Consider the following 26,221-nt stretch of genomic DNA (forward strand, 5'->3'; position numbering starts at 1 on the left):
CAGGAACAGCGCGGCCACGATCCCGAACAACGCCACGAACGCGGGTAGCAGCATCGACTGCGACATCGCTGCCGAGAAGGGTGCGCGGACAAAGTGGGGCAGCTGCAGGCCACCACCTGCGCCGCCGGAATCATTACACCACCGGCAGGAGCCGCTCGGCGGCCACCGATAGCCGCTGCCGGCCGAGCGCCGGCCAGGCCTGCACCGCGCAGAACGGTGCACATTGCTCCTGCGACGAACGCGTGCCGACATGCACGCAGCACTGCACCAGCCGCTCTTCGATCATCGTCGACATATCCATAAACGGTTTGACGGTGATACGCAGCACCCGCTCCCCCAGCAGCCGCCGCAGCTGGCGCCGTCGCCCGGGCAGCGCGCTGGAGGCCAGGGTCAGCAGGGTTGCCATGCCCAGGTCGCAATTCTGGCAGATCAGACGCCACACGTCGGACATCTGCGGGTGCGACAACGACGACTGTTCCGACAGCAACGCCAATAGCGATTCACGCACCGCCAGCCGCAACTCGCGGGGAATATCCCTGTCGGCGATACGGTTTGCGACCAGGCCCAGCTTGTCTTTGAGGTTGTCGTGACCGATCAAGGCCACCAGTGAGCGCCACCGCCCGCCGTCGTCGCGCAGCAGGTACCCCACCGAACAACAATGCGGGTGTGAGCACGGCAGCGCGGTCAGATCCCGCCACGTGACCAGATCGTCGGTCTGTGGCCCGAGCCTCCTAAGCACACCGGTATGCGTGAGCCGATGGTCGGCGTCGATGAATCCCGAGCGCCCCGAACCGAACTGGGGCTGAATGCAGACCCCGCCCGCATAGGGTGTTCGTAGGGCAAGCCGAACCACGTCGCCGATCTCGTGGTCGTTGACGCCCAGCGCGGCCGTCATCACCAACGTGGTGAAGATCTGCCGTTCGGACAGCCGACGCAACGCGTCTTGCTTGATCCGACGAAGATCCCCGCCCCGATGGTATCGATGCGCGGCCTGCGAAAGCCCGTCGTATTGCAGGTACACCTCGGCGCGCTCGCGGTGCTCGGTGAGAACGTCGAGTAATCCGTCGTCCTGGGCTACCCTGATTCCGTTGGTGTTCAACAATATTCGTGTTATTGGTCGCGCGCTCAGTTCGGCCAGCAACTCTGCCAATTGCGGATGCAGGCTGGGTTCGCCGCCGCTGAGCATCAGCACATCGAGGCGGCCGTTCTCGCGCTCGAGACGCTGGTCGACGTTGGCCAGCACGTCGCCGATCGCCACGACATGACGCAGGTCCGGCGATGAATCGGCAAAGCAGGTCGGGCAGCGCAGGTTGCATGTCTCGGCGATGTCCTCCAGCAGGATGCAGGTGTGCTGGGTCTGCATCTGCGGCAGACCACGCAGATACGCCGACGGAATCGGGTCGAAGTTACCCGGCGCATCGGGGATGTGAGCCTTCGTCGGAGCCGTCCATTCTTCAAGGTAGGCAAGGATTTCGGGATCTTCGTCGTAGAGGGTTCGAACCAGCCCGTGGGAGCGGCAGCCGCGCTCCAGCCAGACCAGCCCGTCGCGCACGGCCAGCCAGCCACTGAGCCGGGCGACATCACTCAACGGACGATCCGGTTCCTCGTCGTGACAGCGCGGGCAGAACGCGTTGACGTAGCGATGAATGCTGTCGCCCCGCAAATCCATGCCGGTCATCCGGCAGTTCCGTACAGCGTCGGATTCAAGCCGGTGCAGAAGCCCACCGTAACGATCGACGTGATCGCCCAGCCGATCATCAACCCCATCCCAATTCCCCTGGCCCAAGGGTTTCGCAGCGCAACCAGTACGCCACCGCCGCCAAAGGCGATCAGCCCCAAGACAATAGCTCCCGTCACCAAAGCGGCGTGGGACGAGACGGCTTGAGCGAGGCCGGCGATCACCATGAACCCGACCACCAGATTTATTCCGAAATAAAGGAATACACCGACCACGACCGCCCCGAAGATCTCCCCACCGGACCTGCGGGGTGGCGGAGGCCAGCCGGGGTAGGGCTGGTCGGGGTCGTAGGGATAGCCCGGCGGAGGCCAACCCGGAGGTGGGTTCGTCATGCTGGTAGTGCCTGCCTGTGCAGCAGTGGGTCATAGTGACCGCGCCGGTATCCGTAGCCCAGCCGAACGGCGATGAGAACAACCGAGGGCAGCAGAAACCATTGCGGCCGTGTCAGACCCAGCCACACGGTTTCGTTAGCCCGGACGAACTCGACGAAGAACCGGAACACCGCGTAGCCCGCGACGTAGAGGACGAACAACTCGCCGGGCTCGGTGAGCTTATTGCGCAGCCATAGCAGAACGGCGAACGCGGCCAGCTGAAAACCGATCTCGTAGACGAACGACGGATGCATCGCGGCGCCGACGAGGCAACCCGGGCATTTCGGCGTGGCGGCAGGGGCGTGCACACCCCACGGCAGGCCGGTCGGCCGGCCGGGAGCTTCGGTGAGGTGACAGCCGATGCGACCGACAGCCATTCCCAGTGCGACCGCCGGGGCGAACAGATCGCCGGTCTTGCCGCGGTAGCCGCCGATCCGCTTGGCGATCAGCACGCCGACGTAGGCGCCCACGAGCCCACCCAGGATGCTGCGTGACCCAAATTCCCAGGCCTGCAACAAGGTCGGGTTGAGCCGGACATCGATGTGTTCCGCCCACCCGGACAGCCGCATGCCGATTGCCCCGCCGACCAGAGCTCCGGTCACCGCCACCAGCGATTGGTCATTCACCGCACCGCGGCGGCGGGCTTCGGCGAAGAAAACTACCGTGGCCACCAGCACACCCAGCCCGACGAACACGCCGTGTACCGGCAGTGTCAGCGGTCCTACCCGCCAGTGCGGAACCACCTCGACAGCCTAGCTGGGTCGGGCATTGAACGGACTCGTCATGCCGAGGACAGCATACGTTGACCGCGGCAGCCGCCTGGCGGCATCGACTCTGAACGCCCCTTCTTGGGGCACCGGCTCGCCGGCACTGGCGCCAAGGCCGTCCCGGGGCCGGGCACCGACCGCGGGCCGGCAGGTCAGGCGGAACCAGCGGGCCGGGCTGCTGTTGGGTCTCGGCGGCGGGACGGAACCGGGGCCAGCTGCTCGGCCAGGACCGCACAATGGCCAGTGACAGCCGGGGACCCGCTCGCTCGCCTAACCAATATGCGCTACCCGGCTTGCTTTACCGGCGGCCGGTAGAAGATCAGCAGCTGCCCGACTGCACCGGCCAGGCCAAGTCCCAGCGAGATCAGCAGGCCGGGCCACCCGTCGAACCAGTTCTTCCCGAAGATCACCCAGTCCAAGCTGAGCTTTCCAGCGCCAAGTATGGCGACGGTGACGGCGCTGACCGCCAGCACCAGGTTGTATTCCCAACCCTCTTTGACAATGAAGAAGCCGTTGGGCCGGTGCACAGTCCATGCCGCTACCAGCATGAGCGAGACGAAACCCGCGGCCGGAATGGGTGTCAGCAGACCCGCGGCCAGCCCCAGCCCAGCGGCAGTCTCGGTGCCGGCGGCCACCGTCGCATGAAACCTCCCCGGCTTCATACCGATGCTTTCGAACCACCGCGCCGTCCCCGGTATCCGGCCGCCACCGAAGAACTTGTTCAAGCCGTGTGCGGCCAGTGTCAGGCCCAGCACCAGCCGCAGGATCAGCAACCCGACGTCATACGGAGTCATACCGTCAAAACTAGATCATCCCGCCCAGCTCCCGGGAGCAGCGGCGAGCCGCCGGTTCCGGTGATCCGTGTGGAAACATTGCGGGCGTTCCGACGTTTGCCCGCAACCGCTTCAGGCTTGCCCGACCACAAGGGGGTGCATCACATGGCTCGTATCCCACGAGGCAGGGATCCCCTCGAAGATCCCCTCGAAGTGGTCATCTTGCTGGACGGACAGGCCGAACATTCCCGAGAAGTCCTGGGCAACAAGGGCCACGGCATCGACGTGATGCGCCGCCAAGCGTTGCCGGTACCACCCGCGTTCTGCATCACCACCGAGGTGGGCGTGCGGTACCTGGCCGACCCCGACCCGACCATGGAGGCGATTTGGGACCTCGTGACCAAGCGGATGAGCTGGCTGGAGGCCGAGACCTCGCGCACGTTCGGCCGCGGCCCGCGGCCGTTGCTGGTCAGCGTGCGCTCGGGGGCCACCCAGTCGATGCCCGGAATGATGGACACCATCTTGGACCTGGGCCTCAACGACGCCGTCGAGCAGGCCCTGGCCAGGGCTTGCACCCCTGACTTTGCGCGTGATACCCGACGGCGGTTCACCCGCATGTATCGGCGGGTCACGGGCCAGGACCCCGCCGAGGATCCATACGAGCAGTTGCGCGCCGGCATCGCGGCCGTCTTCACTTCCTGGAATTCTCCGCGGGCCAAGGCCTATCGCGAGCACTACGGCCGCGACGACCAGGGGGGCACCGCGGTGGTCGTGCAGGCGATGGTGTTCGGCAACCAGACGGCCCGCTCCGGCGCCGGTGTGCTCTCGTCCCGTAACCCAATCACCGGCGCCAACGAGCCTTTCGGCGACTGGCTGCCCGGCGGTCAGGGCGACGACGTGGTCTCGGGATTGGTGGACGTCGAGCCGATCGCCGCGCTGCGCGACGAGCTGCCCGCCGTCTATGACGAGCTGATCGAGGCCGCCCGTCGCCTGGAGCGACTGACCTTCGACGTCCCTGAGATCGAGTTCACGGTTGAAAACGGCAAGCTGTGGCTGCTGCAGACCCGGTCTGCCGAGCGGTCGGCGCAAGCCGCGGTGCGGCTGGCCCTGCAACTGCGGCACGAAGGTCTGATCGACGACACTCAGACCCTGCGCCGAGTGACTCCCGCAGCCGTCGACGCCGTGCTGCGGCCTGCCTTGCAACCCGAAACACGCTTGGCCGCACCGCTTTTGGCCAAAGGTCTGCCCGCCTGCCCGGGTGTGGCAACCGGAATCGCCTACACCGACGTGGATGCGGCGCTCGACGCGGCCGAGCGGGGCGAGCCGGTCATCCTGGTGCGCGACCACACCAGGCCCGAAGACGTCCTGGGCATGCTGGCCGCACAGGGAATCGTCACCGAGGTGGGCGGCGCGGCCAGCCACGCGGCAGTGGTCAGCCGCGAACTCGGCCGGGTTGCTGTGGTCGGTTGCGGCCACGGCGTAGCCGCGACTCTGGCCGGCAAACTGATCACCGTCGACGGACATGAGGGCGAAGTGCGCGACGGCGCCCTGTCGCTGTCGGCGTGGTCGGAAAACGACACTCCGGAGTTGCGGGAACTCACCGGCATCGCATTACGCGTCAGCCCGCTGCGTGCGCACGCCACCGGCGACTACCCCAGGCTGGAGGATCATTCCGAAGCTGCGGTGCACGCGGCCATGACCGCCGGACACGGCGATGTCGTGTCGGACGCGCCACTGATCGCCATGTTGCACGCGCTGCGGGCATCGACTGATTGATACCGAAATCCCGCGACGCCGCCGACCGAAGTGGTGATGAGTTTGGTGGCAACGTCACGGCCGGCCATCGACCACCGCCAGCCGAACGACCCGCGTGATCAGCCGGCGGCTACGCCGCGCCACAGCATCGAAGCCCACACGCCTTGGGCTTTAGCGCTTAACCCCGAACGTCTCCCCGCGACCTTCGGGCAGTGGGCCAGGACGAGAGGGCGGCGGCCAGCTACTTGAACCCGTGGGCCGCACAACACCACCGGACGCTGATCGTTTCCCCCTTCAATTTCCGGCCAACTCTGGTGCTATACGGTCGACCCCGCTCCGTCAACCTGGGCTGACGGAGCGGGGGGTCATCTACACCCTGATGATCAACTTCAGTATTTGGTATTGGTGGCCCAACCGCTTCAGGCTGCCGGCGTTACCCGTACTGATCGGCGGGCTGCTTCTCCCGCTATCAGACTTGCACCTGTTCAGCACGCGGCTGGCGCCGGGACCGGATCGAAATGTTCCGGTTTTCGACCTGTATGCCGCCAACTGGATATTGTATATCGGCGGACAGGTGTTATTCGCATTCTTGCCGGCCTGCGAAGACGATGCGAGGTCAAGCGAATCACCGTGGTCCGCAACCAGACCCGCGGAGCTAGGGTAACCCTGACAACGACGAAACCCGGTGATATGCACGACGAAACCGCAAGCCAAGTCAACCCCACAGCACTCGGAATGCACGTCAAAGTGTTACAGGCCGTCCGCCTGAAGGGCCGGGTGAGTCCGGCCGACCTGGCTACCACACTGGGCGAAGACCACCGCGTCATCACCGAAATCGTCGATCAGCTCACCGCATCGGGCCTTTTGCTCGAGGGGACGACGGTGCGGATCAGCCCCGCCGGCCGCACCCGGCTCAACGCGTTGCTCGCCGAGGAGCGCACCCAAGTCGACCCGGCGGCAATGGCCGCCGCCTACAACGACTTCCGCAGCGTCAACGCCGATTTCAAAGTTGTGGTCACCGACTGGCAACTCAAGGGCGGCCAAACCAACACCCACGACGACGCCGGCTATGACGCCGCGGTATTGGCCCGTCTCGACGCTGTGCACCGGCGCGTGCAACCCATCATCGCGGCGGCTGCGGCACAGCTGCCCCGGCTGGGCGCCTACTCGGCGAAACTCACCGCCGCACTTGACAACGTCAGGTCCGGCGATATCGCCTGGCTCACCAAGCCGCTCATCGACTCCTATCACACCGTCTGGTTCGAACTGCATGAGGAGCTGATCCTGGCCGTGGGCCTGACCCGCGAAGAAGCGGCCAGATCTGGTGATGCCCAATAGTATTCATCGCAGCGCCGCGTCGAGCAATTCCACATAGGCGTCGATGTCGGGTATCGCCGACGCGGCGGCATGGACACTGATCGCTATCGTGTCGCCGATGCCGTGCACCCCGTGAGTCAGCCCCATCGCCGGTGACAGTGCCGGATAGCCGGCCGTCAGCGCCACCGGCGCGCCACCGAAATGAAGATCGGCGGCTCCGCGGTGCACGCTGGACACCACGGTGTTGCCGGCCACTTGCACCGGCCGCGCATCGGCGTCGAATTTGCTTATGCCCCAATGTAATAACGCTGCTGGGATGGTGGCGAAGGCCAGGTCGGCCGCCCCCAAGGCGGGATGCTGCATGCGGCGGCGGGCATTGGCGAGGTCGGCGGCTATCCGCCGAACCCGCAGCGTGTGACCGAGTGCCGGATACAGCCTCACGACGACGTTGCCAAAATGGTTATGCGCCCGGGGCGCGCCAGGTTTGGCCATCGGCACTTCGGCGGCTAGCGATTCGGCCGGGTCGTCGAGCAACCGGGACAGCGCCGTGGACACGGCCGCCAACACCCCCACGGTCACTGTCGGACCGGGCACTTGCGAGCGCTGCCGCACCAGCGTGCGTACCGCTCGCGCACCCGCGGGCCGAGCGTTGGTGGGAAGCAGCGGTCGCGATCCGACACCGGGCGCCAACCGCCCGGATCTGGTGTCGCGAACCAGGCGGCGGTGGCTGCCGGCCGCGGCGGCGGCCCGCCACGGCAAGAAGCCCGGTCGCGGTCTGGCGACCGGCGCCACCGGCGCCTTCCGCCCGAACAGCCAGGCCGCCATCGCCGAGGCGCGGGCGCCGTCACCGAGGGCATGCGCGACCTGCAGGACGGCAACGGTGCCCGCGGCCCTGGTCCCCGGAATGCCGGTCACCGGGGCGAATAGGTGTACCCGCCAAGGCATCCGGCGAATATCGAGTTGCTCGTCGGCCAGCCCGGCAACCGCCGCCAGACAGCCATGCCAGGTGTCGTCGGCCGGCTCGTGGCGGACCACCTGCTCGGGCTCGACACCTGTGGCAACCCACTGTGGATAGCTCAGCGCCGACCCGTCGCGCACGCGCATCCGCAGATCCGGACAGGCGCGGGCGCGGTCCAACAGCTGCGCCACGGCCGGCTCGGCATCCGCCGGCGCACCGTCGAAGGCATACAGCAAAAACTGGTCATTGGGTATCTTGGCCGACATCCAGTAGAACTGGGCATCGACGGCCGCCATCCGCTGTGCCGCCACAGCCTCAGCCGGGTGTGCCGACGAATGTCAGGATCAGCTCGGCCACCTTCTCCGGCTGTTCCAGCTGCAGGAAGTGCCCGGCGTGGTCGACGATCGCCACGTCACTGCCGGCGGGCAGCACTTTTTCCGTCCAATGCGTGAAAGACGGTGTTGCACAACCATCGTCGCGCCCATGGAGATACAGGCTAGGCAATCGCGGCGCCTCGGTCCACCAGCGGTTCAACTCGGCATAGGTTGCCGGCGGCCGGGTGTTGCGGATGGTGGCGCGGTAGGGTCCCAGCGCCGCTTGCCAACTCTCCGGTGTGCCGATCGCGGCGTCGACGTGGCGCAAATCCTCCTCGGCGTGATATCCCGGCGACCACCGGCGCCACAGCAGCGGCGGCAGCCACGACGCGGACCGCTCAGGTAGCCACGGCAACTGAAAGTAGGCGATGTACCAGCTGCGCAACAGCTGATGCGGCAACTCGCGGACCAGCCGCCCGCGGTCAGGCACCCGGCCCAGCGGCAGGAATGCCGCTGCGGGCGGCACCGACATGATGACCGCGCGGGCGAACGGGGTTTCGGGCATTGCGGCCAGACCGGTGGCGGCGATCGCGCCCCAGTCGTGTCCGATCACCACGTCGTCCTCGGTCCCGACGGCGGCCGCACGTACCCGCAGCGCGTCGTGCATGAGCGCGCCAACGTGATAAGAGCCGTCGACCGGAATCGACGACGGCGCATACCCCCGCATGAAAGGTGCGACGACTCGCCAGCCCGCCTTCGCCAGACGTGGAGCGACGTAGCGCCAGCCGTACGGGGTGTCGGGAAAGCCATGCAGGCACAAGGCTATCGGGGCGCCAGTCGGACCCCAGGTCAGGGCCTTGAGATCACCGCCGGCTCCCGGGACGTCGATCCAATGAGGTTCAGACATGACAGACTTCCTGGTCGGCGTTGGCGTGGTCGGTCGCGGCCTTGCCCATCATGCCGGGCGTGGTGCCCGGCGGGGCAGCTTGGTTCCTCATGTTGACTCCTGTCGCCACCTGCAACCCGCGCATGATCCAACGTAACGGGACGCACGGGGGACACAAAGACCGTCGATCGGGGGACAGCGCATTCATACCCCGGTGTAGCCAGTCGCCGGACAGACGTCGCGCCGTCGTCGCGGCACCCTGATTTCAGAGCCGTCAAGTGAGAACCTCTAAAAACCAAAGGACGGTGATGGCCGCCTCACTACGCCCAGAAGTCAACTGGGGCCGGAAGTATGCCGGTCCCGGGCGGGATCGATGGCTGAAAACCACTGCCGCGCAGGCCGAGCAGGCCCCGGCCCGGGCGAGAGCCGCGTCGAGCTATCTGGCCGCGCATGCCATGACGGTGCCGCCGGAACCGGTCGGTTCCGACCTCTCCCGGCTGGTGCACCCGGGTTGGCTGGGCATGACCGGTGGCCCGTCCCGGTCGGGGCGCCGCTTGCGGCGGGTGCTACCCGAGATCGTGGGCTGATATGCCGATGGGCTCAGTGACCAATGCCGACACCGTTCGCCGGTGGGCCAAGACGGGCGCCACCCAACGCCGGATCCTGGACGCGGCGACCGAGGTTTTCGCGGCCAGGGGCTTCACCGCGGCGACGATGGCCGAGGTGGTCGCCAAATCTGGCGCCAGCATCGGCAGCATCTACCACCACTTCGGCGGCAAAAGCGAACTGTTTCTGGCGATCTTCGAGCAGGTGGTCGACGACGCCGAGCGCCGCATCGAGACCGCGATCCAGCATGCCTGCCGGTCCGGCCCGGACGGAATCGACCAACGGCAGGCACTGCAACTTCACGTGCGGGCCTATCTGGAGGCGATGTGGCATAACCGGTGCCGGGCCAGGGTGCTGTCATCCGGCGACGCGCCCGCCGGGTTCGAAACCGTGCGCCGCAATCGGATGAAGGCCGCCTGCCGCCGCTGGCCGGCCATGCTGCAGTCGGACACGTCGCTGCGCGGACAACTTCTGGGCCGCGTTCTGATGGCGATCATGGGCGAGGCTTCGCTGATGATCGCCGACTGCGAAAACCCCGCCGATGTCGGCCCGATCATCGATGCCGCGATCGAATGGACCGGCCGGCTCACCGAGTGAGCTCACACTTGCGCTGCGGCCCTTTCCAATTCGGCGATGACGATCTTACGCATGCCGAGCATCGCAGTGGTCGCCGCGGCCGCCACCGCGGGATCGGGGTCGGTGAGCAGCTGATGTAGCCGGGTGGGGACGATCTGCCAGCTCAGCCCGAAGCGGTCCGTGCACCAGCCGCACTGCGATTCTTTGCCGCCTTGGGTCAACCGCTCCCAGTAGTAGTCGACCTCGTCCTGGTCCTGGCAGTCGACCATGAAGGACACCGCCTCGGTGAAGCGGAACTCCGGGCCTCCGTTGATGCCGACGAACCGCACCCCGTCCAGAACGAAGGTTCCCGACACCACCGTGCCCGGTTCACCCGGCCCCGCATCGGTGTAGCGATTGAAACTCTCGACATGCGAGTTCGGGAACACCGAGGTGTAGAAGCCGGCCGCCTCCTCCAGGTTGTGGTCGAACCAGAGTGCGGGGGTGATCGATGGCATGGGCGTCTCCTTGCAGTCCGGAAGTCCGTCCGGAATTCGGTGGCTTTGTTGGGGCCTGCTCACCCTTATAGACCCGGACGGCGGCGAGAACTCACCGCTCGTGGTTCAGAACCGCATGCGCGGCACGGCCGGTTACGGCGCGGGCACCTGCGGTAGGTGCTGTGGACAATAGCTCGCGACGGAAGTCGTTACGAACTCGTGTGCGCCTACCCGGCTGAGACCGGCGTTGACGACCGCGTCTTCCTGCTGTTGTTCAGGCTGGCCTTCATCCAGCCCCTCGCATACGGTGTGAGCGAATTGCATTGCGTCGCTGTCGTTTTGCCCGACTTTCAAAGCCTCGCGGTGGATCGTGTCGAGGAATTGCTTGTCCGCACCGAGTTGCGGCTCCGAAGTGACGGGTACCGAAGGGAGGGTCACAAAGTCGGCGCTCGGTTGCTCGGCTTCACCCGACGCCACTAGCACCGGTACAGCCAGCCGGGGAATGACCAGCAGCGCGATGCCGCAGATCGCGGCGATGCGGCGGTTGAACATCGGGTGCTCCTAAGGTTGCTGGGTATCGCTCAGGTCGCGCATTTGTGCGCGCCTCGAGCGTCCAGCCGGAGCCTTGTCGAAAACTCAATGAGAGCTTGGGGACAACCGCGGCATCGTCACCGGGCGGCTCGCAAACGCCTCGACGCGGTACGGCACCGTGCGGTCGCGGATGTGGGTGGCCAAGGCCCCGAGTAACACTGCGATGCCCAGGCCTAACGCGCAGACCATGACCGATCGCATCAGCTCGGTGCCGCCGACGCCGTCCGCGTACTGCAACGACCGACACCCCAGAAACGCCTGGCGCAACGGTTCGAATCCGGCGAGCCAGGCCACGAACCGCGGCGAGGCCTCTAACGGAATGGTGGCGCCGGCTGCTGGAAGTCCCACCAAGACGAAGACGAACACGCTGATTATCGCGCCCCACTTGCCCAGCACCGCGATCAACGTGGTCGACATGGCGCCAACCGCGGTCACGATGAACGCACCGAACAACCACATCGCCCCCAGCCGCGGTGCCGGCATACCCAGAGCAACCGCGATCCAGAGGTAGACCGCCGGTGTCGTCAGACCCAGCAGCGCCATCAGCGCCCACTGCATCAGCAGCGTCTGCAGCCGAGAGGCGCTGACCCGGTCGGCCAGGCGTTGCCATCGCCACGATTTCGTCGGAGCCGAACGCACCACGGCCTCGACGGCCCTGCTCACCACGATCGCGCCCGTAACGCCACCGATCACCAGCATCAACGAGTAATACAAAACCGAGAACCCACCCCCGGCGTCACCCGCCTGCGCCCCGGTGGTCTCGATGTCGATGGGGCTGGCCAGCACCAGCAAGGCGCCTCCTGGCGCCGATGCGCCGTCGCTTTGCCGAAGCACTTGCGCGGTGAGCTTATTGCCGGTCCTGGTGTTGACAACCGCCAGCGCTTTGCGCATCGCTTTCTCGGCGACGATGCCGGCGACGGCGCCCGCCTGGGGACTGGTCGAGATGGTGATGACCGGCTTGAGCGGTTGTCCCGGCTGCAACGCTGCCGCCGGCAACGCGAACAGTCGCTGCGACAGGTCCCAGGGCAACAAGACTTGCGCGTACACCTTGCCGGTCTCGAGTTGGTTGCGCGCCTGATCGGCCGGCAGGACACGGATGTCGAACTGGCTTTTGTCCATGTTGGTCGCCAGACCGTCGGCGATCAGCCGGCCCGCCAGCCCAGCGTCCTGATTAACGATCGCGATCGGAAAATGCCGTAGGTTGGCGCCGGGGTTGAGGGTTCCGCCTACATAGAACAGGCCCAGCCCATACATCAGCGCAAAGGCGACAATGATCGGCCCCAGCCAGACTGCCGGCCCCGACACCGAGGGGCAGGCGGTCGGCCGGTTTCGGGTTGTGCGCGACATTGCCTCGCCTCGCCGACCGGCATCCACCTGCGCGGGCGCCCAAGCGGAATTCGCGTCAGGGCGCATACCGGCCTTCGCCGAGCCATCCACTCGCATCGCCAACCCGCCCTTCCGGCTTACCCATTCTCCTGGTGCAAAGATTCACCGAATTTGTCAACCAAGGATGACATACGAGCCGGCGTTGTCAATGCCGCGTGAGCCGTGAAGTTGCTGGCAGCCCCGAGCCCGGGTCCGGTTGGCGGGTGGGCATGCCGAGCCGATATCACGCAACTAACGCCGGCGCGGATGCGCGGCGTGGCGCGTTAGGCCGGGGTTCAAAGACCGTCCCCGAAGTGTGTCGGCTGCGGCGGGGCTGGCAAACAATGCCCCCGACGAAGGTGCTTAAACCAGCTAGGTAACGTCGAAACGCGTGAGCACTGCGAGTGGCCCCCGAACCGTGGAGTTTTCCGGCGTCGGCGCGATCACGTTGGTCGCCGACGAATGGAACCACGGTGCCGAGACGGCCGATCGGCCGACCATCCTGATGTTGCACGGCGGCGGTCAAAACCGGTTCTCCTGGAAGAAGACCGGCCAGATCCTGGCCGACGAGGGATTCCACGTGGTCGCGCTCGACACCCGTGGGCACGGCGACAGCGACCGGGCGCCGGGCGCCGACTACGCCATCGAGACCCTGACCCACGACGTGTTGCACGTCCTGGATGCGATCGGGCGCCACGTGGTAGTGATTGGAGCCAGCATGGGCGGACTGACCGGCATCCTGGTTGCCGACGCCGCCGGTCTGCATCGGGTGACGGGTTTGGTACTGGTCGACGTGGTGCCCCGGTACGAGAAGGACGGCAGCGCCCGCATCCGGGATTTCATGCGCACCAACATCGAGGGTTTCGCGTCGCTCGAGGAAGCCGCCGACGCCGTCGCGGCGTATCTGCCGCACCGCACCAAGCCGCGTAGTCCCGAAGGACTGAAGAAGAACCTGCGCCTGCGCGACGGGCGGTGGTACTGGCACTGGGATCCGGCGATGATGACCGCACCCCTGGACGACCCCGACCTGCGCACCGAGAACTTCGAGCGGGCCGCAATGAACCTGAAGATCCCAATTCTGCTGATCCGCGGCAAACTCTCCGACGTGGTCAGCCCGGAAGGCGTCCGGGACTTCCTGGCCAAAGTGTCGAACGCGGAGTTCGTCGAGTTGTCCAACGCCGGACACACCGCCGCCGGCGACGACAACGACGCCTTCAGTGATGTAGTGGTGGACTTCGTCCGGAGGACCGTCGCGGCGAGCTAGTTGGCCGGTTCGGAGCTGGTGCTGACCGACGATGAGTACTAGAGACATCGCAGCGGTGTGCGACCGGGCAAATCATTGCAGGCGTTGGCACAGCGGTCGCAGATTGTCTGGGTTGCGGCAGGCAAATCCAACCAGGGAGGTGGTGCCGGCGGGAATGCGGCCGCAGACGACACGGAGACAGGGGCTAACCATTTGCTCGATGGTCGCCTTGAAATCTGCGATAGTCGCCTTGAAATCTGCGCGACGATCCCCCCACGGGGACGTGGCTATCGCACCGTTCTTCCTCGAGTGACTGTTGCACGTCGTTCGAACAATGACGCGATGGCCACCCTCCACCCGGCGACGACAATCCCGCAGGTCTCAGGCCACCGTGCATTACATGGCTGAACACAACCGTCGCCACTATTGCGCCATTTCCGATACATATGTATCGTCTTGCGACGGATCCACCGGGCGACCCCACTGAAGGGCCGCCGGACCGCACCGGGGTCTTGACCAGACCCGCCGACTGGGCCTTTGATAACACTGGCAACACTGACAACACTGACAACCCAAATCGAGATCGAAAACCACAATTCGACACAATCGGGCTGCGGGCAACTCGCGAGGCATATTGGTTACTGGAATTGCATGCAATTTTCAATATCAGGTTACCAATTGTAGCGGAAAGTAGAAGACGGGATTGCAAGAACAAGATAGCTGGCTTACGGTGATCAAGTCGCGGCAGACGAACAACGTTGACATTCAAAGTTCCTCACAGACAAGCTGCGCAAACGCTGCCGCCGAAGGGCGCCTAGACCCTACCAACAAAATCGGAGGCCGCGGCGCGACGCGGCGACAGATGGGTCTTGCCGGTGTAACTTTCCGAGCACTGGCAATAACCGTCGGTGTCGCCGGTGTCGCCGGTGTCGTTGCCGCCACCGCGCCGCCGCCGGCGTCTACCAGTACCCAAATCAACAGCCGCAACATCAATATCGGCCGCCTCACCATCGCCTTAGCAGGTCACGGCTACAAACTCGACATCTGCACAAATGGCGGTGAAAACTTTTCTCCCAACACGCCATCCGAGACTATCGAAGAAAACCCATTTTCTGACAACTACGACAGAACCTCTGCGGATTATGATTTCAACTACTACGATCGGAATCTGCGTTACGACGTCCATCCGAATGAAATTAGAATGGTAACGCCGGACGAAGCGCAACGAATAGAGCAAGCTGCCCAAATGATAACCCGCTACCAAAGGCGGTACGACGCTATCGAGCAGATTGCAGATCTGGGTCGGCGAGATGAGGCATGGACGCGATTCTACGCCGACTACGAAGTCAACCGAGTGAGCAACCCCTGGATAGAAGCATTAGGCGGGATGGGGCGGGATAATCTGTCGAACCTGTACCTTCGAAACACGGATATTGTAATTGTTTCGACGCATACCGACAATAGTCCTTCCAACAATAACCTTTCCGCCCAAAATTATTTCGACAACGGTCTTTCTCACAACGACATGAATACCGAATCATCGCCAGCGCAAATTCAGTCTATCGACCCGTATGCTGACACACCCGATTACGAAGCTATGAGCGTTGCGGCGCTTGTGGCGTCAGACTACAATAATGTATTCAATGTCGATGACCGGTACGAAACTGTAGCCGACGTTGTGAATGACGTTTCAATTGACGATAATTAAGAATCAATAAGGATAGAAGGTTTGAGCTAGTGTTCTGCGCCGGGAATTAGTTGATCAATAGTTATACATCTTGGTCGACGGCCGGTAAGGATGGACCGGTTGCCAAGTGCGCGTTAACCGACAATCAGCGCCAGACGGTGCAGCGCCGGGCACGGCCGGGCGGAAATCCTTGCGCCACCCACAGTCGGTAATTGCAAGTATCTTGCGGCATGACCTCGTTTCCACATGCACTTCACCCCGACATACTCGTCCCGGCTCAACACGCCACAGTCATTCACCTGGACCAAGGCCACAGGCACAATCCTCGAACGCCTTAACTCATTTCTTCAACGATTCCCGGCGCAAGACAGTAGTTTTTAGTTGGCCGGTTTCTCGGCGTGTCCGCCGAACTGCTTGCGCATGGCCGACAGCGCCTTATTAGCGAAGTCGTCGAGGTCGCGGGAGGCGAAGCGGGACTGCAGCGCGGTGGTGAGCACCGGCGCGGGGACACCCTCGTCGATCGCCGCGATCGACGTCCACCGGCCCTCACCGGAGTCGGAGACCCGCCCCGAAAACTCTTGCAGCTCAGGTGATTCGTGCAGCGCTATCGCGGTCAGATCCAGCAGCCAGGAACCGATGACGCTTCCCCGCCGCCATAGTTCGGCAACCTCGGGGATGTCGATGTTGTACTGGTAGAACTCCGGATTGGACAGCGGCGCGGTTTCGGCGTCACCGTCTTGCTGGCGGGTGCCAATGTCGGCATTGCGCAAGATGTTCAGCCCCTCGGCCAGCGAGGCCATCATGCCGTACTCGATGCCGTTGTGCACCATCTTGACGAAGTGTCCCGCCCCCGATGGCCCGCAGTGGAAGTACCCCTTCTCCGCCTGCGCGACCTCCCCGTCTCGGCCCGGTGTACGTGGTGCAGCGTCCACCCCCGGTGCGACGGTGGCAAAGATGGGTTCGGCGTGCGCCACGGCCTCCGCATCCCCGCCGATCATCAGGCAGTAGCCCCGCTCCCGCCCCCACACACCGCCGCTGGTGCCGGTGTCAAGTAAATGAATTCCCTTGTCCAACAGCACCTTTGCGTGCGTGATGTCGTCGCGGTAGTAGGTGTTGCCGCCGTCGATCACGATGTCTCCGGGGTCGAGCGTCTGGGCCAGCTTCTCGATGACCCCGGTGGTGATCCGCCCCGCGGGCACCATGACCCACACGACTCGCGGCGCCGAGAGTTTGTCACGCAGCTCACTCAGGGACGATACCCCGGTAATGTTGTCCTCCCCCGTCATCGCCTGGACGGCGTCAGGGTTGTGGTCATACACCACGCACTCGTGGCCGCCTTTGACCAATCGGCGGACTATGTTGGCGCCCATCCGGCCCAGGCCGATCATCCCTAGCTGCATATGCTTTCGTCTCCCTTACTGTGCTGCTTTGGCGCTGTGCGGCAGCCACGGCTGTTGCCACCCGCGGTGACCACGCAGCAGTGTCTGCGCGGCCTCGGGCCCCCACGAACCGCGGTCGTACGGATGAACTTTCCCGGGGTTGTCGAGCACCGGCTGCACGATCCGCCAGGTCTCCTCGATGCTGTCTTCGCGGGCGAACAGCTGGCGATCACCCTGCAATCCGGCATGCAGGAGCCGCTCGTAGGGCCGGATCGGTTCACCGAGGTCCTCGGCAAACGAGGAGTCCAGGTGAATGTCTTGCCACGAGTCGCGGGTGTGGGCCGAAATCTTTAGCCGCATCCCGGGATCGGGATCGATACGCAGCACGATCTGGTTGGGGTCTGGCGGGCGGCGGTTGGGCAGGAAAGCCAACCCGGGCACGTGATGCAGAAACATCCGGACCTCGGTCACCTTCTCCGGCAACGCTTTTCCGGCCCGCAGGAAAATGGGTACCCCCGCCCAGCGCCAGTTGTCGATCTCGGTCCGCAGTGCGACGTAGGTCTCGGTCTGTGAGTCCGCCGCCACCCCGTCGACATCGTCATAACCCCGGTACTGGCCGCGGACGTAACGCGTCGGCTCCAGCGCCGGCATCGCGCGGAACACCTCGGCCTTCTTGTCGTTGAGGTCGTCGGCGCCGGCACCGACCGGTGGTTCCATCGTCACCAGCGCCAGCACCTGCAGCAGATGGTTTTGCACGACGTCGCGCAGCGCACCCACCGCGTCGTAGAAGGAGCCGCGGTCCTCGACGCCGAAGTTCTCCGCCATGGTGACGTGGATCTCGGAAATGCTCTTGGAATCCCACAGCTCGGCCAGCCCACGATTGGCGAAGCGCAGGTATTGCAGCTCCACGACGGGTTGCTTGCCCAGGAAGTGATCGACACGCAGGATCTGCTCTTCGTCGAGTACCGCACGCAGCCTGGAATTCAATTCGCGCGCCGAATCCAGGTCATGGCCGAAGGGTTTTTCCACCGCTACCCGTGCGTCCGTCAGCAGGTCGGCCGCCGCCAGATTCTCGACTATCGGGGCGAACAGCGCAGGCGGCATCTCCAGGTAGTACAGCGGGCGACGCCCGGAACCGAGCTGCTTAGCCAGCGCTGTGTACAACGCACTGTCGGTCACGTCACCCGACAGATAGGACAACCGGCCGGCCAGCCGGCTGAACGTCTTGTCGTCGAACTTCTCGCCCGACTGGGCAATGGCCTCCCGGGCTCGCTCGATCAGCTTCTCCACCGGGATGTCGTCGCTGGCCACACCCACGATCGGACAGTCCAGCAACCCCCGGCGCTCCAACCGGTACAGCGCGCGGAATGTCATCTTGCGGGCCAGATCTCCGGTAATTCCGAAGATCACCAACACGTCTGAGGCGCTATGCCCGCCACCGGCCAATCCACACCTCCAGGACGTCAACTGAGCAAGTCACCCAACGGCTGGACGTTTACTTCCCCGTGGTGGCCGACCTCAACCCTAGACATTGCCCCATGACCCGACAAGGTCGACTCGATCAGGCCTGGGAAGAATGGGCAACGTGTTGGGCACCGGTGCAGGGCTGCACATCGCGATCTATGTGCTGGCCGGGATCGCCGTGGCAGAAGCCGCTGGGCTGGTCGTGCTGTGGCGGATGCTGAACCGCAGCCGTCAGCAGGTCGAGGAGCTGCACCGGCGGACCGATGCCCGCAACAAGTTGCTGTCCGGTGGCCGCGAGGCCGTCAAGACGGTGTGGCAGACGGCAAACCTGGTGCGCAAGGAGGGCTTCGGTGCGGCCGTGCGCAGCTCGATCGAAGACCTGGCCGACTGGGCCGAAGTCGAGCGGCCGGACTTGGCACGAGTAACCCCGGACGGCCGGGTGGTGATTCTGTTCTCCGATATCGAGGAGTCGACCGCGCTCAACGAGCGAATCGGCGATCGGGCCTGGGTGAAACTCATTGGCGCACATGGCAAAATGGTGCATGAACTGGTCGAGTGCCGGTCCGGCCATGTGGTGAAGAGCCAAGGCGACGGATTCATGGTCGCGTTCGCCCGGGCCGAACAGGCCATACGGTGCGCCATGGACATCCAGCGGACATTGCGCAGGGAAGCAAAGCGTAAGCGCCGTAACGGAATTCGGGTCAGAATCGGCATTCACATGGGCCGCTCGGTGCGCCGCGGCGACGATCTGTTCGGCCGCAACGTTGCGATGGCGGCCCGGGTTGCCGGGCAGGCGGCCGGCGGCGAAATCCTGGTGAGCCAGCCAGTTCACGACGCCGTCGGGGATTGCGACGGCATCGGTTTCGACCATGGCCGCGACGTCGAATTGAAGGGCTTCTCCGGCAGCTACCGCTTGTTCGCGGTGGAGCCGGTGCCCGACCCGGACGCGGACTGATAGCCGTCGGCGCCGGACTCGGCCAGCCGCTGGTGCAGCCGGTTCCGAACCTCGTCGGCAGTGTAGGCGCGACGTTTCCGTTCGTCGCGCACCACCAGCGCCCCTCCGGCGACGACGCCGGCGACACCGGCCAGGCCGAGCCACTTCCAGATGCTGCGCATGACGACAGGCTATCTCTGCCTAAGGTGCTGGGGTGGAAACCAGCACGCTCACCCTGGACCAAGCGCTGAACGAAACCCGGACCGGCGACCTGTGGCTGTTTCGCGGGCGGTCCGGGCCGGACCGCGCCATCCAGACGTTGACCAACAGCCCGGTGAACCACGTCGGCATGACGGTGGCCATCGACGACTTGCCGCCGCTGATCTGGCATGCCGAATTGGGCGACAAGCTCATCGACGTGTGGACCGGTACCCAGCACCGCGGCGTACAGCTCAACGATGCACGCCAGGTGGTGGAGCAGTGGACCGGGCGCTACCAGCAGCGGTGCTGGCTACGCCAGCTGACCCCGTATGCCCATCGGCAACAGGAGAACGAACTGCTGCGGGTCATCGCGCGGATGGACGGTACCCCATTCCCGACGACGGCTCGGCTGACCGGGCGCTGGCTGCGTGGCCGGCTGCCCACACTCAATGACTGGATCCGCGGAATTCCGTTGGTGGACAACAAGGTTCGTGCACAAACGCAGAGACGCAAGGCAACCCGGCGGGCGGTGGGCCTGGAGACGGCGTACTGCGCCGAGACGGTGGCCATCACCTACGAGGAGATGGGGTTGCTGGCCACGGACAAGGACGAGAACTGGTTTGACCCAGGCAAGTTCTGGAGCGGCGACACGCTGCCGCTCGCGCGGGGTTATCGGCTGGGCAACGAAATCGCCGTCATCGTCGGCTAGCCGACCGACATCTCCCCCATGGCCGACCACCCGGTGGCGTCGACGGTCTGGCTGATGATCTTGGGTGTGGACGTCAACGCCTGCGGCAGCTGCTGCATGGCCTGCTTGAAGTGATCGCTGTTGACGTGCGCGGCGCCGGCGTCGCCGTCGCGGAAGGCTTCGACCAGAACGTATTCGGCCGGATTGTCCAGGCTACGCGACCAATCGAACCACAGGTTGCCCTCTTCGGCGCGGGTGGCCGCGGTGAATGGCGCGACCAGCTCCGGCCAGTGCTCGGTCCACTCGGGCTTGGTTTCGAACTTGACGACGATGAAGATCATTGCCGCTCCCCACTCCTGCCGCTGGCCCGATGCTCGGGCGGCAGGGTCAGAATACCCAGCAGACCCTGCTCAGGTGAGCTGCACTCGGGTGGTCACGGCGTGACATTTCGGGTCAGATCCGACACGGGCAGTGCTGGTCGACTGCCTGCTGCAGCTCGCGATGGCGTTTCGGCGTTTCGGCCCGGTCACCCTGATCACCACGCGGACCTCCTGAAACCCAGAGCGCACGGTGTCGTCGAACCCGAAGAAGCCCTGCACGTCGAGATCGCCTTCGGCATGCGCAGCGATGTCGTCGAAGGCGATCCCGAGCTTTTCGGTCCAGCAGCGCCAGGTGACGACCTGGCAGGAGAACAGCGAGGATACTGGCCGAGCGTTACCGTGCTGGCGACCGCGTCGTGTGGGGTGACCGAGGCCTACAACACCACCCGCCCGTCTTCCCGGTCGGCGGGGACCGCCTCCCGGGTCGCGGCGATGAGCTGCCCCAACGCGGTGCTGCGCTCGGCTGTTTGGGATGTCACCAGCAAGACTCCTTCCGTCTCGGCACTGGTACCGAGTATCGACCGGCCGATCGAGCCTCAAGCTCAGCCTGAACGGATCCCGATCACATTCCGTGGAATCTAATTCAGCAGCCGCCAATCATGAATACCTGTCGAATATGCCTGAAATACCGCAGCCACGCCCGCACCGTCTTGTGACCGAGCGCACAATAACGGTGGAGCGTGTCCGCGGATATCCATGGTGAAGATATGTGTGACCCAGGTCGCAGAATTGCCGTTGCCCGCGTCACATGCCAGCTAGATTGTTCAGGTATTGACCATTTCCGGATCGCCTATCGGACCCGCATCATCGGGTGCCGGGGCAGACGCGTCCATGTTTACCGCATCGACCAGAGCAGCCGGCGCATCCGGTGAGGGCGCGTCCCGCATGACCGTGTCGGCATCCATCGGCAGGTACATGTGATGAGTGAATTGTGCCTGGTAGGCGCCACCGCCACCGATGTGCACCCCACCGCCTTCACCGCTGGAGACCGAGGTCCCGTCGGGCAATGTGACGGCCGTGTGGCCACCATTCCACCCGATGACCAGGGCATTGGGAGCGGTGCCCTGCTGAAAGCCCCGAGCCGCCAAAGCAGCTTCCTCGTTGCCGGTGTCGAACCGGTCGCCGAAAACCGGCCGGTCCGTCGCCGCATTCGACACCCACGAAGCCAGCCCGGAACAGTCGGTGCCGGCCGGAGAATCGCCACCCGGAATATACGGGGTTCCCGCGACCTGGTTGATAAGCGTCAACAGCGTTGCTAAAGCAATCATGGCCACGGACACTACCGACAATATGCATAGGAAACCAAATATTGTGGTGGTTATCACGATTAAACAGATAATCGTCTGACCTGCATATACAGCAGGTACGTCACGCGTTTATCTAGATATTGAAACAGAAGTGACCAGAGCGCACTCAGCAAACTGTCATTTAATCTCAAGGTTACGTTTAGCAACCCCCTGATCAGCGCAAACATCGCTTTGCAGCTAATGAACACGATTGGCGCTGCAATGCGCTTACCCATTGGCGGGACGCGTCCCGTCAGTCCCCGCGGCATCAACGATTCTGGCGGGTGACGGCCTATCATCGTCATTCTCATCGACCACACCCACCACAAAGCAAATCGGTGGACATCAGGAGCGCAACCGACGAGTCGAACCAGGACCGGCCACGTTGCGGCCAACAACGTCAACCCTCGAACCTTTGCCCTTTGACATCGGCACAAGCAGACTTCAGCCGCTTATCCGCTGTCCACAACCGTGCTCCGGAAACCAACGCAACGGTCGACATCAGCTGGACGACCACCACGCTCAGGCCCGACCCCACAACCTTCGTCGGTTGGTCAGGTGCATGACCTCGTGATGATCGATCGTCGGAAGCTGATACTGGTTGGCGAGCAGGTCAAGGACGACAGACGCCGCGCGCTCGCACTCGGCGGAACAGATTCCGCCGCAGCAGCCGCTCCCCGCCGGCGTAGAGCGGCCGAATGATCCTTACGACTGACGGTCGTTCTCATTGAGATACTCGCGTTCGCATCATTGATGCGTTCCACGATGCCATCTTCGTGCGCGGAGGCCCGCTACTTCTAGACATTGAACCGGAACTCCACCACGTCGCCGTCGGCCATCACGTAGTCCTTGCCTTCCATCCGGACCTTGCCGGCCGCCTTGGCCGCCGCCATGGACCCGGCGGCAACCAGGTCGTTGTAGGACACGATTTCGGCCTTGATGAAGCCCTTTTCGAAGTCGGAGTGGATCACCCCGGCCGCCTTGGGCGCGGTGTCGCCCAGATGGATCACCCATGCCCTGGCTTCCTTGGGACCGGCGGTCAAGAACGTCTGCAACTTCAGGGTGTGAAAACCCGCTCGCGCCAACGCATCCAGGCCGCGCTCGCGCTGCCCGATCGATTCCAACAGCTCGGCGGCCGACTCGTCGTCGAGCTCGGCCAGCTCCGCTTCGATGGCGGCATCCAAGAAGACCGCGTCAGCGGGCGCGACCAGCGCCCGCAGTTCGGCGACGCGCGCGGCATCGGTCAGTACGGCCTCGTCGGCGTTGAACACGTAGAGGAACGGTTTGGTGGTCAGCAGGTTCAGTTCCCGCAGCAGCGAGGCATCGGATCCGGCGGCATACAGCGTCGTGCCACCGTTGAGCACCTGCTGGGCGGCCACGGCCGCTTCATAGGCCGGCTTGCGTTCCTTGTTGGTGCGTGCTTCCTTCTCCAGCCTCGGCAGAGCACGCTCGAGCGTTTGCAGGTCGGCCAGGATCAGCTCGGTTTCGACGACTTCAATATCGGACTGCGGGTCCACCTGGCCGGCCACGTGGGTCACGTCGTTGTCGGCGAACACCCGCACCACCTGGCAGATGGCGTCACATTCGCGGATGTGTGCCAGAAACCTGTTGCCCAATCCAGCACCTTCCGATGCCCCTTTGACCAGACCGGCGATATCGACGAACGTCACCGGCGCGGGAACGATGCGCTCGGATCCGAAGAGCTCCGCCAGCTTGTCCAGTCGCGGATCCGGCAGCGACACGACACCCTCGTTGGGCTCGATCGTCGCGAACGGATAGTTGGCCGCCACCACGTTGTTGCGGGTCAGCGCGTTGAAAAGGGTCGATTTTCCGACGTTGGGCAGACCGACGATTCCCAGGCTCAGGCTCACAGGGACCCAAGTCTAAGGCTGCGGCGCACGAGTGCCCGGTCGGCCATCCGGGGCGCAGCTGCCTATGACATCAGTCACAGCCAATCCCGCCGGTCGAGCTGCTCCCCGCGCCCACTAGCGCGGACCAACTGGGCACCGACTCCGCTCGAGAGGCCCCTGTGGCAGATGTGACGGCTGTCGGGCGGACGGGGGCGCCCGCTGCGGATGGCACGCGCCCGGTCGCTGGCGAGGTGTTGCCGATCCTTCGGGCTCGCAGCCGGTACGGTCTACATGTGTCAGCGCAGCGGGCGAGTTCAGCGGTGGAGCCAAGCCACCGCTCCATCGTCCCCAACATCCCCGGGGTGCCCTGGTGGGCGGCCGTGCTGATCGCCATGACAGCCACCGCCCTGGGCTACGCGTTCGACGCCGGTCACAAGGAATTGACGCATGTCTACGCCGGCTTCTACATCGCCGGTTGCGTGGCGGCTGTGCTGGCCGTACGTCAGTCGGGCCTGTTCACGGCGGTCATCCAGCCGCCGCTGATCCTGTTTTTCACGGTGCCCGGCGCCTACTGGCTGTTCCACGGCGGCAAGGTCGACAAATTCAAAGACCTGCTGATCAATTGCGGTTATCCGCTCATCGAGCGCTTCCCGCTGATGCTGGGTACCGCCGGCGGCGTGCTGCTGATCGGTCTGATCCGGTGGTACTTCGGTATGACCCAGCGCAAGACCGCCGCCGCCAAGGCCAACGACGCTACGAATACCACGACGACGACCACGAGGACTACCACGAGTCCGCGAAGGTCTGCGATCAGCGATCTTATCGCCAATCTCAGCGACTGGCTCAGCCCCGGCGACGCCACCGAGGAAACTGCCGACCCCGGCGCACAGCCGGCCCAGGCGATCGGACGCACGTCCCGCAGCACCCGGACCGCCCGGAACAGTCGGACTGCCTCCCGACGCTCCGGCCGCACCGATCGGAGCCGATCCCGCCATGCCCGATCCGGGGCGGATGACCAGGCCGATCCGGCCGCCGAACGTCCGCGCCGCCGGCGTCCGGCGCAGCCACGCGATTACCGCGAGTATGACCCCGCCGACCCACCCCCTCGATCACGCCGCCGGCCCCGGTCGCAGGACGATCCCGATTTGCGGGCGCAGCCGCCGCGCGAAACGCGGCGAGACCCGCACACCCGCCGCAATCCTTACGAACGGCCGGCCCCGCGCAGCAGCCGCTTCGATCCCTACGGCACCTACGAACCGCCCGAGCCGGCCGAGCCGAGCAACCGGTACGAGCGCCGGGGATCCCGATACGAGCCCTATGAGCCACCGCGGCGGCGCACCGCCCCCGGGGGGCCAACCGGCGCCAACCCGACCCACCACCCGATCTCGCAGGTCCGTTACCGCGCGTCGGCACCCTACGACGAGCCGCGCGACAAGTACCGCGACGAACCACCGCCCGATGCCCGGAATCGTTCCCGCACACCGCGCAGACCCCAGCCCGAATCCTGGGAATACGACGTCTGAGCCGATGAGGGACCGGTGGCGGCTACCGCGCCGACCGGATCTCTCGCGGCAGGGCAAACACCAGCGTCTCGTTGGCCGTGGTCACCGGCTGCACCATGTCGTAGCCCAACTCGGCCAACCGGTCCAGCACCCCGCGCACCAACACCTCAGGCACCGACGCCCCGGACGTGACGCCGACGGTGGTGACGCCCTCCAGCCACGCCGGGTCGATGTCGTCGGCCCAGTCGACCAGGTGGGCGGCGTGCGCTCCGGCGCCCAGAGCCACCTCGACCAGCCGCACCGAGTTCGACGAGTTGCGGGAGCCCACCACGATCACCAGTTGGCACTCGGGCGCCATCGCCTTGACCGCCACCTGCCGGTTCTGGGTCGCATAGCAAATGTCGTCGCTGGGCGGATCCTGCAGCTTGGGGAAACGCTGGCGCAGCTTCTCGACGATCTCCATGGTCTCGTCGACGGACAGCGTGGTCTGCGACAGCCACACCACCTTGTCCTCGTCGCGAACCGTCACCTGGTCGACGGCTTGCACCCCGTCGACCAGCTGCACGTGGTCGGGCGCTTCCCCGGCCGTGCCGACAACCTCTTCGTGACCCTCGTGACCGATCAGCAGAATGTCGTAATCGTCGCGGGCAAAGCGCCTGGCCTCGTTGTGCACCTTGGTGACCAGCGGGCAGGTGGCATCGATGGTGTGCAGGTTGCGTTCGGCGGCGGCCGCATACACCGTGGGCGCCACCCCGTGCGCGGAGAACACCACGATGGCTCCCTCGGGAACCTGGTCGGTCTCCTCAACGAACACCGCGCCGGCCTTGGCCAGCGTGTCGACAACGTGCCGGTTGTGCACGATCTCATGACGAACGTAGACGGGAGCGCCGTGCTTTTCCAGTGCGCGTTCGACCGTCTCGACGGCCCGATCCACACCCGCGCAGTAACCCCTCGGCTCGGCCAGCAGGACCCGCTTGCGGGTTGGGGCATTGGCTACCGAAATCGCCGACCTGGAAGCACCGGGGATCCCCATATCGATAGTCGGCACCATGCATCCAGGGTACTTTCCGGCCGCCGGGGGCGACACAGCCATGACACAACCATGACGACAACC

At 64.9% G+C, this 26,221-nt stretch carries 25 protein-coding genes and 2 pseudogenes; 9 read left to right on the forward strand and 18 right to left on the reverse strand.

Features of this window, described 5'->3' with window-relative positions:
- The 5 genes and pseudogenes from EET13_RS31785 to EET13_RS21610 all read right to left on the reverse strand — a co-directional run.
- A pseudogene (locus EET13_RS31785) lies at positions 1-111 on the reverse strand (hypothetical protein); the annotation flags it as partial.
- Positions 112-133: 22 nt separating this feature from the next.
- Complete coding sequence (locus tag EET13_RS21595; protein WP_122444213.1) at positions 134-1,669, reverse strand: radical SAM protein; 1,536 nt, start codon at positions 1,667-1,669, stop codon at positions 134-136.
- Positions 1,670-1,674: 5 nt separating this feature from the next.
- Entirely contained in the window at positions 1,675-2,070 is a 396-nt protein-coding gene (locus EET13_RS31790) for a hypothetical protein (RefSeq protein ID WP_244604037.1), read from the reverse strand.
- Entirely contained in the window at positions 2,067-2,852 is a 786-nt protein-coding gene (locus tag EET13_RS21605) for a prolipoprotein diacylglyceryl transferase (RefSeq protein ID WP_122444185.1), read from the reverse strand. Before EET13_RS21605 ends, EET13_RS31790 begins: the two co-directional genes overlap by 4 nt.
- Positions 2,853-3,160: 308 nt before the next feature.
- Entirely contained in the window at positions 3,161-3,670 is a 510-nt protein-coding gene (locus EET13_RS21610) for a DoxX family protein (protein ID WP_122444186.1), read from the reverse strand.
- A gap of 144 nt (positions 3,671-3,814) precedes the next feature.
- On the opposite strand from EET13_RS21610, the gene EET13_RS21615 reads away from it, so the two are divergent.
- The gene (locus EET13_RS21615) at positions 3,815-5,425 is read left to right on the forward strand and encodes a pyruvate, phosphate dikinase (protein WP_122444187.1); all 1,611 of its coding nucleotides are present in this window, start codon (positions 3,815-3,817) and stop codon (positions 5,423-5,425) included.
- A gap of 714 nt (positions 5,426-6,139) precedes the next feature.
- Positions 6,140-6,742: a MarR family transcriptional regulator gene (locus EET13_RS21625; protein WP_122444215.1), complete on the forward strand. Its 603-nt coding sequence runs from the start codon at positions 6,140-6,142 to the stop codon at positions 6,740-6,742.
- A 3-nt stretch (positions 6,743-6,745) separates the two neighbouring features.
- Here the strand turns inward: EET13_RS21625 and EET13_RS21630 are convergent, their stop codons facing one another.
- Both EET13_RS21630 and EET13_RS21635 read right to left on the reverse strand, forming a co-directional pair.
- Positions 6,746-7,990, reverse strand: a complete 1,245-nt coding sequence (locus EET13_RS21630) for a WS/DGAT domain-containing protein (protein WP_122444189.1) — start codon at positions 7,988-7,990, stop codon at positions 6,746-6,748.
- Positions 7,991-7,994: 4 nt separating this feature from the next.
- Entirely contained in the window at positions 7,995-8,900 is a 906-nt protein-coding gene (locus tag EET13_RS21635) for an alpha/beta fold hydrolase (protein ID WP_122444190.1), read from the reverse strand.
- Positions 8,901-9,187: 287 nt separating this feature from the next.
- Here EET13_RS21635 and EET13_RS21640 point away from each other — a divergent pair, with 287 nt between their 5' ends.
- Positions 9,188-9,466, forward strand: a complete 279-nt coding sequence (locus tag EET13_RS21640; RefSeq protein WP_122444191.1) for a hypothetical protein — start codon at positions 9,188-9,190, stop codon at positions 9,464-9,466.
- 7 nt (positions 9,467-9,473) lie between these two features.
- Entirely contained in the window at positions 9,474-10,082 is a 609-nt protein-coding gene (locus EET13_RS21645; RefSeq protein WP_122444216.1) for a TetR/AcrR family transcriptional regulator, read from the forward strand.
- 2 nt (positions 10,083-10,084) lie between these two features.
- Here the strand turns inward: EET13_RS21645 and EET13_RS21650 are convergent, their stop codons facing one another.
- From EET13_RS21650 to EET13_RS21660, 3 genes are all read right to left on the reverse strand, one after another.
- Positions 10,085-10,558, reverse strand: a complete 474-nt coding sequence (locus tag EET13_RS21650; RefSeq protein WP_122444192.1) for a VOC family protein — start codon at positions 10,556-10,558, stop codon at positions 10,085-10,087.
- Positions 10,559-10,690: 132 nt separating this feature from the next.
- Positions 10,691-11,089: a DUF732 domain-containing protein gene (locus tag EET13_RS21655; protein WP_122444193.1), complete on the reverse strand. Its 399-nt coding sequence runs from the start codon at positions 11,087-11,089 to the stop codon at positions 10,691-10,693.
- An 84-nt stretch (positions 11,090-11,173) separates the two neighbouring features.
- Positions 11,174-12,475: a YhgE/Pip domain-containing protein gene (locus EET13_RS21660; protein ID WP_168991315.1), complete on the reverse strand. Its 1,302-nt coding sequence runs from the start codon at positions 12,473-12,475 to the stop codon at positions 11,174-11,176.
- Between the two features lie 409 nt (positions 12,476-12,884).
- Here EET13_RS21660 and EET13_RS21665 point away from each other — a divergent pair, with 409 nt between their 5' ends.
- Both EET13_RS21665 and EET13_RS21670 read left to right on the forward strand, forming a co-directional pair.
- Complete coding sequence (locus EET13_RS21665; protein WP_122444195.1) at positions 12,885-13,757, forward strand: alpha/beta fold hydrolase; 873 nt, start codon at positions 12,885-12,887, stop codon at positions 13,755-13,757.
- Between the two features lie 682 nt (positions 13,758-14,439).
- Complete coding sequence (locus EET13_RS21670) at positions 14,440-15,444, forward strand: hypothetical protein (RefSeq protein WP_136623221.1); 1,005 nt, start codon at positions 14,440-14,442, stop codon at positions 15,442-15,444.
- A 356-nt stretch (positions 15,445-15,800) separates the two neighbouring features.
- On the opposite strand, the gene gnd is transcribed toward EET13_RS21670, so the two are convergent.
- Both gnd and EET13_RS21680 read right to left on the reverse strand, forming a co-directional pair.
- Complete coding sequence (gene gnd / locus EET13_RS21675; protein ID WP_122444197.1) at positions 15,801-16,823, reverse strand: phosphogluconate dehydrogenase (NAD(+)-dependent, decarboxylating); 1,023 nt, start codon at positions 16,821-16,823, stop codon at positions 15,801-15,803.
- A 15-nt stretch (positions 16,824-16,838) separates the two neighbouring features.
- Positions 16,839-18,248 (reverse strand): glucose-6-phosphate dehydrogenase, encoded by a 1,410-nt coding sequence (locus EET13_RS21680; RefSeq protein WP_122444198.1) that lies wholly within the window; start codon positions 18,246-18,248, stop codon positions 16,839-16,841.
- A 130-nt stretch (positions 18,249-18,378) separates the two neighbouring features.
- Here EET13_RS21680 and EET13_RS21685 point away from each other — a divergent pair, with 130 nt between their 5' ends.
- On the forward strand, positions 18,379-19,221 hold the full coding sequence (locus EET13_RS21685; RefSeq protein ID WP_122444199.1) for an adenylate/guanylate cyclase domain-containing protein: 843 nt from the start codon (positions 18,379-18,381) through the stop codon (positions 19,219-19,221).
- On the opposite strand, the gene EET13_RS21690 is transcribed toward EET13_RS21685, so the two are convergent.
- Positions 19,173-19,382 carry a hypothetical protein gene (locus EET13_RS21690; RefSeq protein ID WP_103801975.1) on the reverse strand — a complete coding sequence of 70 codons (210 nt, stop codon included), beginning with the start codon at positions 19,380-19,382 and terminating at the stop codon, positions 19,173-19,175. The two genes, EET13_RS21685 and EET13_RS21690, sit on opposite strands and share 49 nt — an antisense overlap.
- Positions 19,383-19,414: 32 nt before the next feature.
- Here EET13_RS21690 and EET13_RS21695 point away from each other — a divergent pair, with 32 nt between their 5' ends.
- Positions 19,415-20,110: a guanylate cyclase gene (locus EET13_RS21695; protein ID WP_122444200.1), complete on the forward strand. Its 696-nt coding sequence runs from the start codon at positions 19,415-19,417 to the stop codon at positions 20,108-20,110.
- Here the strand turns inward: EET13_RS21695 and EET13_RS21700 are convergent.
- The 4 genes and pseudogenes from EET13_RS21700 to ychF form a co-directional block, all read right to left on the reverse strand.
- Positions 20,107-20,430, reverse strand: coding sequence for a putative quinol monooxygenase (locus EET13_RS21700; RefSeq protein WP_122444201.1), 324 nt, complete (start codon positions 20,428-20,430; stop codon positions 20,107-20,109). The two genes, EET13_RS21695 and EET13_RS21700, sit on opposite strands and share 4 nt — an antisense overlap.
- Positions 20,431-20,522: 92 nt before the next feature.
- Positions 20,523-20,948, reverse strand: a pseudogene (locus EET13_RS31795) (OsmC family protein).
- Positions 20,949-21,233: 285 nt separating this feature from the next.
- Positions 21,234-21,794 (reverse strand): peptidoglycan endopeptidase, encoded by a 561-nt coding sequence (locus tag EET13_RS21710; RefSeq protein WP_122444202.1) that lies wholly within the window; start codon positions 21,792-21,794, stop codon positions 21,234-21,236.
- A 758-nt stretch (positions 21,795-22,552) separates the two neighbouring features.
- Positions 22,553-23,626: a redox-regulated ATPase YchF gene (ychF, locus tag EET13_RS21720; RefSeq protein WP_122444204.1), complete on the reverse strand. Its 1,074-nt coding sequence runs from the start codon at positions 23,624-23,626 to the stop codon at positions 22,553-22,555.
- Between the two features lie 272 nt (positions 23,627-23,898).
- Here ychF and EET13_RS21725 point away from each other — a divergent pair, with 272 nt between their 5' ends.
- A complete protein-coding gene (locus tag EET13_RS21725; RefSeq protein ID WP_211189116.1) occupies positions 23,899-25,128 on the forward strand; it encodes a DUF6542 domain-containing protein in 1,230 nt (409 codons plus the stop codon).
- 22 nt (positions 25,129-25,150) lie between these two features.
- On the opposite strand, the gene EET13_RS21730 is transcribed toward EET13_RS21725, so the two are convergent.
- Positions 25,151-26,158, reverse strand: a complete 1,008-nt coding sequence (locus EET13_RS21730; protein WP_122444206.1) for a 4-hydroxy-3-methylbut-2-enyl diphosphate reductase — start codon at positions 26,156-26,158, stop codon at positions 25,151-25,153.
- Positions 26,159-26,221: the final 63 nt, after the last annotated feature.

Source organism: Mycobacterium attenuatum (assembly GCF_900566085.1).
Taxonomy (GTDB): Bacteria; Actinomycetota; Actinomycetes; order Mycobacteriales; family Mycobacteriaceae; genus Mycobacterium; species Mycobacterium attenuatum.